Below are 14,006 nucleotides of genomic sequence, written 5' to 3'. Positions count from 1 at the left end.
GTCAGGAATAAAGGAGTGGATATGGATAGAAAAGAGGTATTATGTAAAATCGGGGATAGAAAGTATGTCAGAAGATTATTCCTGTTATGCTGGATGGTATATTGTGTGTCATATATCGGAAGGCTGAATTATTCCTCTGCAATGGCTCAGATTATCTCAGAGCATATCCTGACAGCGTCTCAGGCAGGATTTATCAGTATGGCTTATTTCTTTGCCTACGGAGCGGGACAGATGATCAATGGGCTTCTGGGCGACCGGGTTAATCCCAAGAGGATGATATTTGTGGGGCTGTTTTGTTCCGGACTTGCCAATATTGCCATGGGTATCAGCCATAGTGCTCCATGGATGGCATTGTCCTGGGGTGCAAACGGATATTTTCAGGCGATGATATGGGCGCCTATTATCCGCATATTCGCGGAAATGCTTCACGGCGAGGATCGGGTGAACTGCAGTGTAAATATTGTATCGTCCCAGATCATAGGAACTTTGATCTCCTATCTGCTGTCAGCGGGAGTGCTGGCGGTTGCGGCCTGGCCCGGAGTATTTATTACAGCAGCAATCTTACTGGCGGCAGCCTCCATCTTATGGAATATCGGTTTCTGGGATGTTTGCCGCCACGCCGAAACCGCTGTAGAAGAGAGAGGGACAAAAGAAACGTGCAAGCAGAAGGAGCAGACTCAGACCTCCTTTGGAAAGCTGATGGCAACTTCCGGGATCCTGACACTTTTGATACCCATTATGGTGCATGGTATGTTAAAGGACGGTGTGACTTCCTGGGTTCCCACCTATATCAGTGAATCTTTCGGAATAGCAGCTTCCTTTTCCGTCTTGCTTACCTCCATATTGCCGGTCATCAATTTATCGGGGGCATATCTGGCCAGGTTTGTCTACCATAAGACCGGGGAGAGGATAGGATTATCCGTATTTTTCTTTTTTACATGGGCAGCAGCAGGACTGCTTCTGTTGTGTACGGCAGGAAGCATCTCCCCGGTCATAACGGCATGCTTCCTGGCGATGATTACGGCATCCATGATGGCAGTGAATACGCTGGTGGTCAATATTTACCCACTGCGGTTCTTAAAGCACGGACGCGTGTCCGGAGTATCCGGTTTCCTGAATGCGATGGCATATTTGGGAACGGCAATTTCAACGTTTACCATTGGACTTATGGTAGAGCATCGAGGCTGGCAGGCCACCATATATGGCTGGCTGGCGGTGACGATTTTGGCAGGCCTCCCCTGTTTATTATTTGTAAATACAGAAAGAAAAGGATGTGCCGTATCAGGCGATGGAAAGGAGAGAATATGAGTACTTTACAGTTGGCAATTGCAACAGATTTTGCGGGAGAATTTCCTCAGATTGAAAAAATCAATGAAGTATTATATAAGATATCACAGGCGGGGTTTACCCATATCCACTGGTGCTTTGAATGGGATGGGGATTATATTTATTCCTCTTATGAGATGGAGCAGATCAAAGAATGGATGGATCAATACGGGCTGAAGGCAAAAGCCCTGCACGCCTCCAAGGGTTCAAAGCGGAATGTAAACCTGATTGATGGACATTACCGTAAGGATTATACTTCTGACGTGGAGTATAACAGAAAAGCAGGAGTTGAGTTAATTAAAAACCGTGTTGATTTGGCTGCGTACATGGGCGCAAAAGAGATCGTTCTTCATTTGTATGTCCCTCATTTTACTTTGCAGGAGAAGCCGGAGACAGAAGAGCATTTTTATCAGCAGGTATACCGATCCTTTGATGAGCTTCAGCCTTATTGTATCCATAAGGGAGTACGCATCTGTATTGAAAACCTGTTCGATATGCCGGAGCGGTATGAGCTGGATCAGCTGGACAGGCTCTTTGCCAGGTATCCGTCGCAGTTCATAGGTTTCTGCCTGGATACAGGGCATGCAAATATGGTATGGGGCAGGAAGATGACCGATATGATTCATCGGTACAAAGACCACCTGTATGCGATCCATATTCATGACAACAGCGGTTCCGCAGATTTCCATCAAATTCCAGGGAACGGTAATATCAATTGGCAGGAGGTTATGGCAGCAGTCGCCCGGACGGAGTATGAGCTGCCCCTGACTCTGGAATTAATGTGCTATGATGAAAATATTGATGGGTTCCTTAAGAAAGCATATGAAGCCGGGGAGAAGCTTACCGGTATGTATTGGGAAGCAAAGGGAAAGCATCATACCGGTATATAGCAGGGAGAAATAACAAAAGATGCTGCAGGGATTTAAAGCCGGAAAGCTTGGTTAAGTTATCATTAATATGCATACATATATAAATAAAGAGAAACGCTGTTTTATTGTGCAGCGTTTTTCTTTATGTTTCAGGTGCCGGTCAAAGCGGATCACACACCGATATAAATCCGGTCAATGGAATCTCCTGTGAGCTGTACAGTCAAACCCGGTGCTCTGCATCATTGTTTAGAAAACAAAGGCAGGAATTTTGAATGGAAATGACATTTTTCTTATTCTGTGATATGATAATTTTATGTGCCGGGCGTGCCCCTGGCTTAAGTATTATGAGGAGGAGGAATATGAATCTTTTTGGCAGCTTAGTTATTGCGTTTTCCATGTACTCCCGTGTCCCAATGCCCCAACTGGAATGGACAAGAGAGCGGATGAAGTATGTCATGTGCTTTTTCCCTCTCATCGGAGCAGTCATCGGCCTGCTGGAATTTGCAGTCTTTCTTGGCTGCAATGCTCTTGGTTTCCGTCATCTCGGGCAAATACTCCCGGTAGTAATTCCCATACTGGTTACAGGAGGCATACATATGGACGGATTTCTGGATGTGGTCGATGCAAGATCGTCCAACGGAGACAGAAAGAAAAAGCTTGAGATATTAAAGGACCCCCATACAGGCGCTTTTGCTATCATCGGCTGCGGTGTTTACCTGGTTCTTTATCTGGCCGTTTTTTTGGAAATGCGTCCGGACATGATACCTGTCTTTTGCCTTTCATTTGTGGTTACCAGGGCCTTAAGCGGCCTGTCTGTCGTCACATTTCCCATGGCAAAGGAAAGCGGGCTGGCAGCCTCCTTTTCCGGGGCTGCTCAGAAGCGGGCAGTGGCCGTTGTTATGGTCTTGTATCTGGCAGCGGCGGGAGGAGGAATCTGGTATCTGGGAGGAGCGGCGTCTGCGGCCGTGACTCTTATCATCTCCCTTTTTATTTATTGGTATTATTATACCATGGCAAAGCGGGAATTCGGAGGCATTACCGGGGATCTTGCAGGATATTTTCTGCAAATATGCGAGCTGGCCCTTGTGGCTGGACTTGCCGTGGTTTCCCATGTGGTATTGCTATAAAAGGACGGAGAGGAAACACCCTGCGGTATAACTTTTTGTCCAGAAAGAATGGGCAGGAAAGAGGAAACACCCTACGGGTATACCTTTATGCCCAAAAAGCATGGGCAGGAAAGAGGAAATATGGTATTGATTGTAGGTGGAGCATGGCAGGGAAAGCTGGCTTTTGCCATGGAACTGGCAAAGAATGCCGGTGGTATGACAACAGCTGAAAGAAAAACACCTTTCAACCCCCTGTTTGTGAATCAATTGGATATGCAGGAATATCCGCCTGATTCATCAAAAAGTAAAAATGAGAAAGAGGAAGAATATGAGACCGCAGAAGGCAGCAGGGACAGCTTTGAAGCTGCCATGAAGTGCCGGATCATCCATGGTCTTCATGAGTATATAAGGCGGCTTTTAAAAGAAGGAAAAAGCGTTGATGCCTTTCTTGAGGCCCTCCAGCAGCAAAATCCCGATGCTATTATTACCATCAATGAACTGGGCTGCGGCATTGTACCCCTTGATCCGGAAGACAGGGAATGGAGAGAAGTGTCGGGAAGGGCATCCGTTAAATTAGCCCGAAAGTCCAGGGAAGTTTACCGCATGGTTTGCGGAATTGCGGCTCAAATTAAATAGGTAGAAGGTCAGGGAATAGAACGATGATAAGACTACATTTAGCAGCAGTGCTGACAGGATGCTTTCTGGATCTGTGTTTTGGAGATCCCCGCTGGCTTTGGCATCCGGTCTGCGGGATAGGATCGCTGATAAGCTGGCTGGAGAAAAAGCTCAGGAATATGTTTCCTAAGGGAGAAATGGGGGAAAGGAGAGCCGGCTTATGGCTGGTGATCCTTGTGCTCTTAATCACGGGCGCAGTATCCGGGGCAATACTCTGGACGGCCTATTTCCTTTCCCCCTATGCGGGGTTTCTTATAGAAAGTATAATGTGCGGCCAGATGATGGCATGGCGTTCCCTGCGGGAAGAAAGTATGAAGGTCTATAAAGCGTTCCTCAATGGGGATGTGGAAGGGGCCAGAACAGCCGTATCCATGATCGTAGGCCGCGATACGAAAGAATTGCCGGAAGAGGGGATCACGAAGGCTGCGGTGGAAACCGTGGCGGAAAACACTTCGGATGGAATTATCGCTCCCCTGCTCTTCATGGCCCTTTTTGGAGGAGTGGGAGTGTTTTTATACAAGGCAGTAAACACCATGGATTCCATGGTGGGCTATAAAAATGAACGGTATCTCTGGTTCGGACGGGCAGCAGCCAGGTTTGATGATATCTGCAATTTCATACCGGCCCGTTTGTCAGCGGCTCTTATGATTGAAGCAGGATATGTGTGCCAGTTTTTTTATGGAATGAGGAGAGTGGGGAATCCATACAGCGGCAGGAACGGCCTCAAGATATTTAAGAGGGACCGCTTCAATCACAAAAGTCCCAATTCAGCCCAGACGGAAGCGGTCTGTGCAGGGGCTTTGCAGATTCAACTGGCGGGAAATGCCTATTATTTTGGTAAGCTATATGAAAAGCCTACCATTGGAGATGTGATAAGGCCGGTGGAATACGAGGATATACCCAGGGCCAATTGCCTCATGACAGTTACCTATGTGTTAGGGGTAATCCCTGTATTCCTTCTGTTCCTTATCGTTTTTTAAACACTATTATATGTTTGACCGGGAGAAATCAATATGGAATACCAGCATGGCGGAGATATATATGCCAACAACGTGACAATAGACTATTCAGCCAACATAAATCCACTGGGGCTTCCTCATGGAGTAAAAGAGGCTCTTTATAAAGCAGCAGACAGTTGTTCCTGTTACCCTGACAGCAGGTCCATGAGACTTCGTAAGGAACTGGCAAGGTTTCATGGCGTTTCAACAGAGAATATCATTTGCGGAAACGGGGCAGCGGATCTGATCTTTCAGATCGTTCAGGTGTTAAAACCGAAAAATGCCCTGCTGATTGCCCCTTCATTTCTGGAATATGAACAGGCTCTTAAAGCATCTTCCTGCAACATCTTTTATTATAGCTTAAAAGAGGAAAACGGGTTTCAGTTATATGAAAAGGACTTTACAGAATGGTTGGAAAAAAGCGGGATTGATATTCAGATGATGTTTTTATGCAATCCCAATAATCCCACCGGTTTTGCAGCGGAAAAGGAAGCTATGGCGGCAATTCTTAAATATTCCAGGGACCGCGGGATCTTTTGTGTGGTAGATGAATGCTTTAATGAATTCCTGCCGGAGCCGGACCGGTATTCGGTCCTTGATCTCATAGGCTGCGGCGGTTATGAAAACGTCTTCCTTTTAAAGGCGTTTACAAAACTGTACGCCATGGCCGGGCTGCGATTAGGCTATGGGATTTGCACAGGAAAAGAGGTCCTGGACCAGATGGATCTCATACGGCAGCCCTGGAGCGTTTCAAGCCTTGCCCAGGCAGCAGGAGAGGCGGCCCTTATGGAGACGGAATACGTAGAGAAAACAAGACAGGTGATTGCCTGTGAAAGGGAGTATTTAAAATCAACTCTTTCTTCTCTTGGCTTTCAGGTTTTTGATTCCATGGCCAATTATATTTTTTTCAGGGATTTGAGGCCGGAGGCCCTTAGTCGGGAAAAGATGCTTTATAATCAGCTTCTGGACCGGAAAGTTCTGATACGTTCCTGTTCCAATTACAGAGGGCTTGATGATACCTATTACCGAATCTGCGTAAAGCAGCGGAAGGAAAATGAAGAGTTTCTTTCTATATTGAAATCTATAGTGACAGAAGGGAAATAACCGAATGGCAAAGACGATCATGATACAGGGAACCATGTCCAATGCAGGGAAAAGCCTGATTGCAGCCGGCTTATGCCGGATCTTCAAACAGGATGGCTACCGGGTGGCCCCTTTCAAATCCCAGAACATGGCATTAAATTCCTATATTACGGAGGAAGGGCTGGAAATGGGACGGGCCCAGGCGGTCCAGGCGGAAGCTGCAGGAGTAAAGCCAGAGGCAGCCATGAATCCTATCCTGTTAAAGCCGACCAATGATGTTGGGTCCCAGGTAATTGTAAATGGCATATCCATTGGAAATATGCCCGCCAGGGAGTATTTTGCATACAAAAAAAAGCTGATACCGGAGGTTGAACGGGCATTTCATAAGCTTTCAGAGGAATACGATATTATTGTCATAGAAGGAGCCGGAAGTCCGGCGGAGATTAATTTAAAGCAGGATGATATCGTAAATATGGGAATGGCAAAAATAGCGGAGGCCCCGGTGCTTCTGGTGGGAGATATTGACCGGGGAGGTGTGTTTGCACAGCTTTACGGAACCGTAATGCTTTTGGAACCAGATGAGAGAGCCTTGATCAAGGGCCTGATCGTCAATAAATTCCGGGGGGACAAAAGCCTGTTGGAATCTGGGTTGGACATGATCGAAGAACAGCTTTCCATTCCGGTTGCCGGTGTGGTTCCATATATGGATGTGGAGCTGGAAGAGGAGGACAGCCTGGGAAACCATCTGTCAGGAACGGTTAGAACGGACCGGACAGCCGTGGAAATCGTTGTGATCCGGATGCCACGAATATCTAATTTCACTGATTTTCAGGTGTTCTCTACGATACCCTGGGTATGCCTTCGCTATGTGGACCGCGTTTCCGATCTTGGAAATCCGGACCTGGTCATACTGCCTGGCAGTAAAAATACAGCCCAAGATCTGCTTTGGATGCGGGAAAACGGCCTGGAAGCGGCAATCCTTAAGCTTCAGGCAAGGGAGGTTCCTGTATTTGGAATTTGCGGCGGCTTTCAGATGCTTGGAGAAAGCTTGTCCGATCCCTTCCTTGTGGAATCGGAAGCGGCTGCCGTGCCGGTACGGGGCATGGGACTTTTGCCGGTCCAGACTGTGTTTGGAAAGGAAAAGACCAGGACAAGAGTGGCTGGCTCCTGTACCAGCGTAGGAGGGATATTTGAGGAGCTGTCAGGCATGGAGGTGGAAGGCTATGAAATCCACATGGGAGAAACCACCAGATCCGTGCCACCCCTTTCCTATGTCATAGAATCCCAGTCAGGTTCCCATTTGGCAAAGATGGACGGCTGCCAGAGGGGAAATGTGTACGGCACCTATATTCATGGCTTCTTTGATAAGGAAGGGATTGCAATGACCATTGTAAAATCTCTTGCAAAAAAGAAGGGCCTTACCATGGAACCGGATGGCGGTTTTAACTACCAGGAATACAAGGAAGAGCAATATGAACGGCTGGCTGCCCATTTAAGGGACAGCCTTGACATGGAACGGATCTATGGGATAATGGGATTAGAAACCAGCTCCCATGTTTCCGGCAGATTTTAAAAGAACGGGTGGAGGAATCGATGGAATTTAAGGAGCTGGAACGGGTGCAGCCCGAGGAAATAGAAAAAAGAAGTTTTGAACTGATCACCATGGAGCTTGGGAAAAAAGTCCTTGATCCGGAATATGAGCCGGTGATCAAACGGGTGATTCATACCACCGCTGACTTTGAATATGCGGATAATCTGGTATTTACCCCTCATGCCGTTTTGGAAGGGATCAAGGCTTTAAAGGAAGGTGTCCGGATCATTACGGATACCAACATGGGAATGGCCGGCATTAATAAGAGTGCCTTAAAACGTAACGGCTGCAGCGTCAGCTGCTATATGGCGGATGAGGATGTGGCGGAGTATGCAAAGCTTCACCATACCACCCGGGCCTGTGCCAGCATGGATAAGGCGGCAGGGCTTTTAGAGGATTGTATTTTTGCAGTGGGTAATGCGCCCACGGCCCTGGTGCGCCTTTATGAATTAATAAAGGAAGGAAAAATCCATCCCAGGCTGATCATCGGCGTACCGGTGGGCTTTGTTAATGTGGTCCAGTCAAAGGAAATGATCATGTCCCTTTCTGATATCCCCTTTATTGTGGCCAGGGGAAGAAAGGGAGGAAGCAATGTGGCAGCGGCAATCGTAAATGCCCTGCTCTATCAGATACAGTAGCAGTAACCTGGTTTATTATCCATCGTTTTGGGCATAAAGACATACCCGGCAGGATATTTAGAGGGGAAGAACAGCATGGAATTATACAGCATAATTTTAGTAGATGACGAAGAAGAAGTACGTAAAAGCATTATAAAAAAGATTGAATGGCAGGCAGCCGGATTCCGGGTGGTGGGAGACGCGGAAAACGGGGAGGATGCCATGGAAAAGATCGAGGTCTTGGAACCGGATGTAGTTTTAACGGATATCCGGATGCCATATATGGATGGCCTGGTCCTTGCGGAAAAGGTACGGCAGCGGTATCCTTCCATGAAGGTGGTGATCTTTTCCGGCTATGATGATTTTGAATATGCCCAGAGAGCGATCAAGCTGAATGTGACGGAGTACATTTTAAAGCCGGTCAATGTGGAAGAACTGACCTCCATATTAAAAAGGATCAAGGGGAATTTGGATCAGGAAATAGAAGAAAAAAGAAATTTAAGCCGTCTTAGGGAAAATTACCGGAAAAGTCTCCCCATCATCAGGGAACAGTTTTTCAATGACCTGGTGCATAAAAACCTTCCGGAGGAGCTGGTGGAACAGAAGCTTAAGGAATATGGTGTGCCAGTCATGGGGGCAAGGAAATGGATCATTGTTGCCATTGATGTGGAAAAGGGAGAAGTCAGGGAGACTCTTTCCCTTCACAATGAGGAGGAGCTGATCCCCATTTCCGTTATGCAGATCGTAAGGGAAAAATTAGAGGGCTACTGCAGGTTTTCTCTTTTCCAGTCTGTTTCAGAGGCAGAGATGGTGGTGATCGTGGCTCTTGACGATGACAACTCTACCACAGGTCTGATCGATGTGCTGGGAGATATCTGCAGAGAAACAAAGCGAATCCTGGAGGTTCCGGTCACCATGGGCATCGGCAAAAGCTTCCGGGAGCTGTCCGGTTTCCGGGAAGCCTACCAGTCCTCTATTGATGCCCTGGGTTATAAAGCCATAGCCGGCAGGGGAACTACCATTTACATCAATGATATGGAGCCGGTAGGAGTAGGGAAGCTGGAATTTGACAGTGTGACAGAAGCGGACTTAATCTCAGCCATAAAATTCGGCCCCAGCGAAAAGATCGAAGCAGCGGTTTCCAGGATCATTGAAAAAATGGAATCCGCAAAAGTGCATTACCGCCAGCAGCAGGTTTATATGTTCGGCGTTTTAAACAGTGTCCTCCAGATGATGCAGCAGTATGATCTGGCCCTTGAGGATATTATGGGCGGGGAGCTTAAGGACATGGAGATCTTTGATAAGATTAAGAAGAAAGAGGAATTCGGTCAGTGGCTTTTTAAAACTGCAGGGAAAATGAACCAGTTCATTAACCAGGAGCGTGATTTTACCACACGCCAGGTGATCCTGGAAGCAAAGCAATATATTATGGACCACTACCAGAATCCGGATTTGTCAGTGGAAATGATATGCCGCCGCCTTCATTTGAGCCCGGCATATTTCTCCACCATGTTTAAAAAAGAAACCGGACAGGCCTACATCGCCTATTTGACGGATGTCCGTCTTAATAAGGCGGTAGAACTGCTTAATAAAACGGATGATAAGACCTATGTGGTGGCAGCGAAGGTGGGATATCAGGAGCAGAACTATTTCAGTTACGTATTCAAGAAAAAATTTGGAGTATCACCGACTAAATTCCGCGGAGCCAGGTAATGGAAACACCCTCCGGGTATCCCTTTATGTCCAAAAGGATAGACGATAATATGGAAAGAAAGAATATCAGCATTCGTTATACTATTTTTGTATATTTTACCGTGACTGCCTTGGCAGCAAGTCTTTTGATCACTTTTTCCTTATACCAGCGCCTTTCCACCCAGGTGGGGGAAATGGTTCAGGAGGAAAACCAGAGCCTCATTCACCAGGTAGCCAGATCTGTGGAGTCCTATCTGCTTACGGTCATGAAGCTGTCGGATTCCCTGTATTATGGAGCCGTTAAAAATGCCGATCTTTCGTCGGAATCCATTAATAACGAGATCACGCTCCTGTATGATAACAATAAGGATAATGTGGACAACATCGCTCTCTTTACCCAATCAGGCACCATGGTGGAAGCAGTCCCTGCCGCAAGGCTTAAAAGCGGACTTGACGTAACCAGGGAGAACTGGTTTTTAAATGCTTTGGAGAAGACAGAGAACCAACATTTCTCTTATCCCCATGTCCAGTATATTTTTGACAGCAATGAAAACCAGTACCGGTGGGTGATATCCTTATCAAGGGCCGTGGAGCTGACGGAGGGCACCTCTACCACCCAGGGCGTGCTGTTAGTGGATTTAAGCTACTCAAGCCTTGAACATCTTTTTGACGGGGTGACCACAGGAAAGGGCGGCTATGTCTATTTAATCAGCAATGACGGGCAGATCCTGTACCATCCCAAAATCCAGCTTATTGATTCCGGACGGATGCAGGAGAACAATCTGGCGGCAGCCGGCTATAAGGACGGAAACCACCGGGAGGAATTTCAGGGGGAGACCCGGAACATTACAGTAAAATCCATTGGTTATACAGGCTGGAAGATCATTGGAGTGACACCTAAAAATGTGGTTTCCTTAAATTCCATTAAAACCAGGCTTTTTATCGTGTTCCTCATAACCCTGATCCTGTTCATACTTGCCCTGATTAACTCCTATATTTCTTCCCGTATCACCAATCCCATCAAGGATCTGGAAAAATCCGTGGGAATTCTGGAAGAGGGGAATTTGGAAACACCTGTTTCCATCGGTGGCTCCTACGAAATCCAGCATCTGGGGAATTCCATTAAAAATATGGCAAAGCAGATCCGGGTTCTGATGGACGACATCGTGGAAGAGCATGAGGCTAAAAGAAAACAGGAGTTTGATACCTTACAGTCTCAGATCAATCCTCATTTCCTTTATAATACCCTGGACATCATCGTGTGGATGATTGAAAACGAGCAAAAGGCAGAGGCGGTCAAAGCAGTGACGGCCCTGGCACGGTTTTTCCGGATCAGCTTAAGCAAGGGAAAGAGCATTATCACGGTCAGGGATGAATTGGAGCACGTGCGGAATTATTTGATGATCCAGCATATGCGTTTTAAGAATAAGTTCTCCTACGAGATCGATGCAGCAGAGGAATGCACGGAGCTTGCAAGCTTAAAGCTTGTATTGCAGCCCCTTGTGGAAAATGCCATCTATCATGGAATGGAGTTCATGGATGGGGACGGAGAAATTATATTAAAGGTCTGGAAAGAAGGAGATGACCTTTGCTATATGGTAAAGGACAATGGTCTTGGAATGAGGCCAGACCAGGTGGCAAGTTTGTTTTCCGACCAGGTCCATGTCACTTCAAAAAAGGGTTCGGGGATCGGCGTAAAAAATGTCAACGAGAGGATCAAGCTGTATTTTGGGGAAAGGTACGGCCTGACCATTGAGTCAGAGCCTGATGAAGGAACGGTGATCACCATCCGCCTTCCTGCGGTTCCCTATAGTTCTGCCTCTATGCCCAAAGAGCATGGGCAATGAAAAGGAAAGTAGATCATGATAAAACAGGAAAAAATATTATGGACTCTGCTGGCGGGAGTGCTTGTGTTCCTATTTCTTTTATCCTCCACGGATTTGATCATCAAGGAGAAGAAAATTGAAATATATCCGGTTTCCGTCATCATCGGCGATACTTCCGATGACTATTACGTAAATTTCAGAAAGGGCGCTGATAAGGCGGCAGAGGAGTACAACGTAGATGTCAGCTTTATCACACTCTATGAGAAAGGGGATGCCGACCAGCAGATAGAACTGGTTCAGAGGGAAATAAGCGACGGCGCATCCGCTGTGGTCCTGATTCCTGTAAAGCCGGTGGAATGTGTAAAAAGGATGGATGATATGGTTTTAAACAGCCCTGCCGTAATATTGGGAAGTTTACCTCCCAATGACCAGGTAAAAAGCGGCATATCTCCGGATTATGAAGAGGAAGGAAGAATGCTTGGACAGGCAATCGCAGCGGAAAATCCTCCGGATATCCCTGTATGGATTTTTACGGAGGGGCTTGAGTATGGGTATAACAGGGAGGCATATGACGGACTGGTATCCGCTCTTTCAAAATCTGGATTTTCCATGAAGCTTTTTGGGAAAAAGGCGGAGGGTACCTTCCGGGAGGCCATCGAGGGCATGGTTTATCCCGGAAGCGGAAAAGCGGTCATTGCAGCAATTGATGTCAGGAGCCTTGATGAGGCCGCTGATATTATTTCAGGGAGTCCGGTATACGGCAATGCCATTGAAGGGCTTTACGGAGTCGGAAGCACGACCAAACTTTTAAAGGAACTGGACAATGGAATTATTAAGGGGCTGGTTGTAAGTGACCAGTTTGATGCAGGCTATATGAGCATCGAAAAGGCTGTGGAAGCGGTTCATGGGGGGCTTCAAAGAACACAAATTGTTTTGGATTCTTACTATATTCAGAAGGCCAATCTGCGGGAAAGCAAATTTGAAAGGATTTTGTATCCAATTGATTGAGATGGGGGATGGAATATGAAGAAACGATATGGTATCCTGGCGGTAGTGGTTATCCTGCTGCTGGCACTTTGGGGAGTGTTTTATCAGAGCAGGAAGGACAGTGGAAAGGAAGAAAAAAAGTCCATACGTATTGGTGTGACCTTATACCGTGGAGATGATTCCTTTATCAATACGCTCAGGGGAAATATTGAGGAACAGGCCAAGGAATATGAAAAGGAAACAGGTATTAAGGTGGTTATGGACATTGTGGATGCCAAGGGGAACCAGAATACCCAGAACAGTCAGGTAGACCGTTTCATTTCCCTCGGATATGATGCCATCTGCGTGAATCTTGTGGACCGTTCCGTGGCCTCCAACATCATCAACAAAGCCATGGATGCCAGCCTGCCGGTGGTATTCTTTAACCGGGAACCGGTAGAAGAGGATATGCGGCGCTGGGAAAAGCTTTACTATGTGGGAGAAAATGCAAAAGAATCTGCAACCCTTCAGGGTAACATTCTGGTGGATGCCTATAAAAAAGATCCTTCTTCCCTTGACTTAAATGGGGATGGAAAGGTCAGCTATGTACTATTGGAAGGAGAAAACAGCCACCAGGACTCCTTGATCCGTACAGAATGGTCCATTCAGACCTTAAAGGATGGCGGAGTGCCGTTAGAAAAAATCACCGGGGGAATTGCCAATTGGGACAGAAGCCAGGCATCCGCCTGGATGGAGCAATGGCTTTTGGAGTACCCGGATGAAGTGGAAGTGGTGATCTGCAACAATGATGACATGGCTCTGGGAGCGGCCGATGCTCTGGAACGGAAAGGAAACTTGAGGCCGGTTAAAATTGTAGGGATTGACGGCACGCCTCAAGGGCTTGAAGGGCTGCGTACGGGAAAGTTGTTTGGAACGGTCCAATGTGACAGCCAGGAATATGCAAATGTTATTTTTGAAATCGCTGCTGCGGAATCTCTTGGTCAAAATGTACAGGAAATTGTAAAATTGGACCGGGATAAGTATTATGAATGCAGTCAAAAGGCACTGACCGCCCAGTAATGGGCGGTCAGTTGTGCATAGTGAGTAAAAATATCGAATTTTTTTGATAGAAAGAGGAGAAATCTAAAAAAATCGATACATATCCCAATAAATTTATATGGAAAACTGCACAAAAGAAAGCTATAATGTGCATGTCGGTAAGGTAAAAACGCCAATCGATAACAATATAATGATAAG

At 46.7% G+C, this 14,006-nt stretch carries 12 protein-coding genes; all 12 read left to right on the top strand.

All coding sequences use genetic code 11. The features are described 5' to 3' along the window. Positions 1 to 21: 21 nt before the first annotated feature. The 12 genes from AC27IJ_RS03925 to AC27IJ_RS03870 all read left to right on the top strand — a co-directional run bounded on the left by AC27IJ_RS03925 (position 22) and on the right by AC27IJ_RS03870 (position 13,829). Positions 22 to 1,308, top strand: a complete 1,287-nt coding sequence (locus AC27IJ_RS03925; RefSeq protein ID WP_487147569.1) for an MFS transporter — start codon at positions 22 to 24, stop codon at positions 1,306 to 1,308. After that, complete coding sequence (locus AC27IJ_RS03920) at positions 1,305 to 2,216, top strand: sugar phosphate isomerase/epimerase family protein (protein ID WP_312447286.1); 912 nt, start codon at positions 1,305 to 1,307, stop codon at positions 2,214 to 2,216. The genes AC27IJ_RS03925 and AC27IJ_RS03920 overlap by 4 nt, the downstream gene beginning before the upstream one ends. A 338-nt stretch (positions 2,217 to 2,554) precedes the next feature. Next, entirely contained in the window at positions 2,555 to 3,322 is a 768-nt protein-coding gene (locus tag AC27IJ_RS03915; protein ID WP_487147566.1) for an adenosylcobinamide-GDP ribazoletransferase, read from the top strand. 120 nt (positions 3,323 to 3,442) lie between these two features. Further along, positions 3,443 to 3,937 carry a bifunctional adenosylcobinamide kinase/adenosylcobinamide-phosphate guanylyltransferase gene (locus AC27IJ_RS03910; protein ID WP_312503401.1) on the top strand — a complete coding sequence of 165 codons (495 nt, stop codon included), beginning with the start codon at positions 3,443 to 3,445 and terminating at the stop codon, positions 3,935 to 3,937. Positions 3,938 to 3,960: 23 nt separating this feature from the next. After that, positions 3,961 to 4,956, top strand: a complete 996-nt coding sequence (gene cbiB / locus AC27IJ_RS03905; protein ID WP_487147563.1) for an adenosylcobinamide-phosphate synthase CbiB — start codon at positions 3,961 to 3,963, stop codon at positions 4,954 to 4,956. Between the two features lie 33 nt (positions 4,957 to 4,989). Next, entirely contained in the window at positions 4,990 to 6,078 is a 1,089-nt protein-coding gene (locus AC27IJ_RS03900) for a pyridoxal phosphate-dependent aminotransferase (RefSeq protein ID WP_487147561.1), read from the top strand. 4 nt (positions 6,079 to 6,082) lie between these two features. Continuing rightward, positions 6,083 to 7,630, top strand: coding sequence for a cobyric acid synthase (locus tag AC27IJ_RS03895; protein ID WP_312448131.1), 1,548 nt, complete (start codon positions 6,083 to 6,085; stop codon positions 7,628 to 7,630). A gap of 20 nt (positions 7,631 to 7,650) precedes the next feature. After that, entirely contained in the window at positions 7,651 to 8,286 is a 636-nt protein-coding gene (locus tag AC27IJ_RS03890; protein ID WP_313258285.1) for a precorrin-8X methylmutase, read from the top strand. Positions 8,287 to 8,361: 75 nt separating this feature from the next. Further along, on the top strand, positions 8,362 to 9,978 hold the full coding sequence (locus AC27IJ_RS03885; protein WP_487147558.1) for a response regulator transcription factor: 1,617 nt from the start codon (positions 8,362 to 8,364) through the stop codon (positions 9,976 to 9,978). 50 nt (positions 9,979 to 10,028) lie between these two features. Next, positions 10,029 to 11,804, top strand: a complete 1,776-nt coding sequence (locus tag AC27IJ_RS03880; RefSeq protein WP_487147556.1) for a sensor histidine kinase — start codon at positions 10,029 to 10,031, stop codon at positions 11,802 to 11,804. 15 nt (positions 11,805 to 11,819) lie between these two features. Next, on the top strand, positions 11,820 to 12,791 hold the full coding sequence (locus tag AC27IJ_RS03875) for a substrate-binding domain-containing protein (protein ID WP_312503396.1): 972 nt from the start codon (positions 11,820 to 11,822) through the stop codon (positions 12,789 to 12,791). Positions 12,792 to 12,806: 15 nt separating this feature from the next. Next, positions 12,807 to 13,829 (top strand): galactose ABC transporter substrate-binding protein, encoded by a 1,023-nt coding sequence (locus AC27IJ_RS03870; RefSeq protein WP_312448121.1) that lies wholly within the window; start codon positions 12,807 to 12,809, stop codon positions 13,827 to 13,829. Positions 13,830 to 14,006: the final 177 nt, after the last annotated feature.

This window comes from Lacrimispora sp. YZC11, assembly GCF_057543815.1.
Note: the sequence above shows the minus strand (reverse complement) of the source record. Positions and strands in the feature narration are given on the sequence as shown.

Bases quoted from the DNA above. Each gene is read 5' to 3' on its own strand.
- AC27IJ_RS03925 (WP_487147569.1), top strand. From the start codon at position 22: ATGGATAGAAAAGAGGTATTATGTAAAATCGGGGATAGAAAGTATGTC.
- AC27IJ_RS03920 (WP_312447286.1), top strand. From the start codon at position 1,305: ATGAGTACTTTACAGTTGGCAATTGCAACAGATTTTGCGGGAGAATTT.
- AC27IJ_RS03915 (WP_487147566.1), top strand. From the start codon at position 2,555: ATGAATCTTTTTGGCAGCTTAGTTATTGCGTTTTCCATGTACTCCCGT.
- AC27IJ_RS03910 (WP_312503401.1), top strand. From the start codon at position 3,443: ATGGTATTGATTGTAGGTGGAGCATGGCAGGGAAAGCTGGCTTTTGCC.
- cbiB (WP_487147563.1), top strand. From the start codon at position 3,961: ATGATAAGACTACATTTAGCAGCAGTGCTGACAGGATGCTTTCTGGAT.
- AC27IJ_RS03900 (WP_487147561.1), top strand. From the start codon at position 4,990: ATGGAATACCAGCATGGCGGAGATATATATGCCAACAACGTGACAATA.
- AC27IJ_RS03895 (WP_312448131.1), top strand. From the start codon at position 6,083: ATGGCAAAGACGATCATGATACAGGGAACCATGTCCAATGCAGGGAAA.
- AC27IJ_RS03890 (WP_313258285.1), top strand. From the start codon at position 7,651: ATGGAATTTAAGGAGCTGGAACGGGTGCAGCCCGAGGAAATAGAAAAA.
- AC27IJ_RS03885 (WP_487147558.1), top strand. From the start codon at position 8,362: ATGGAATTATACAGCATAATTTTAGTAGATGACGAAGAAGAAGTACGT.
- AC27IJ_RS03880 (WP_487147556.1), top strand. From the start codon at position 10,029: ATGGAAAGAAAGAATATCAGCATTCGTTATACTATTTTTGTATATTTT.
- AC27IJ_RS03875 (WP_312503396.1), top strand. From the start codon at position 11,820: ATGATAAAACAGGAAAAAATATTATGGACTCTGCTGGCGGGAGTGCTT.
- AC27IJ_RS03870 (WP_312448121.1), top strand. From the start codon at position 12,807: ATGAAGAAACGATATGGTATCCTGGCGGTAGTGGTTATCCTGCTGCTG.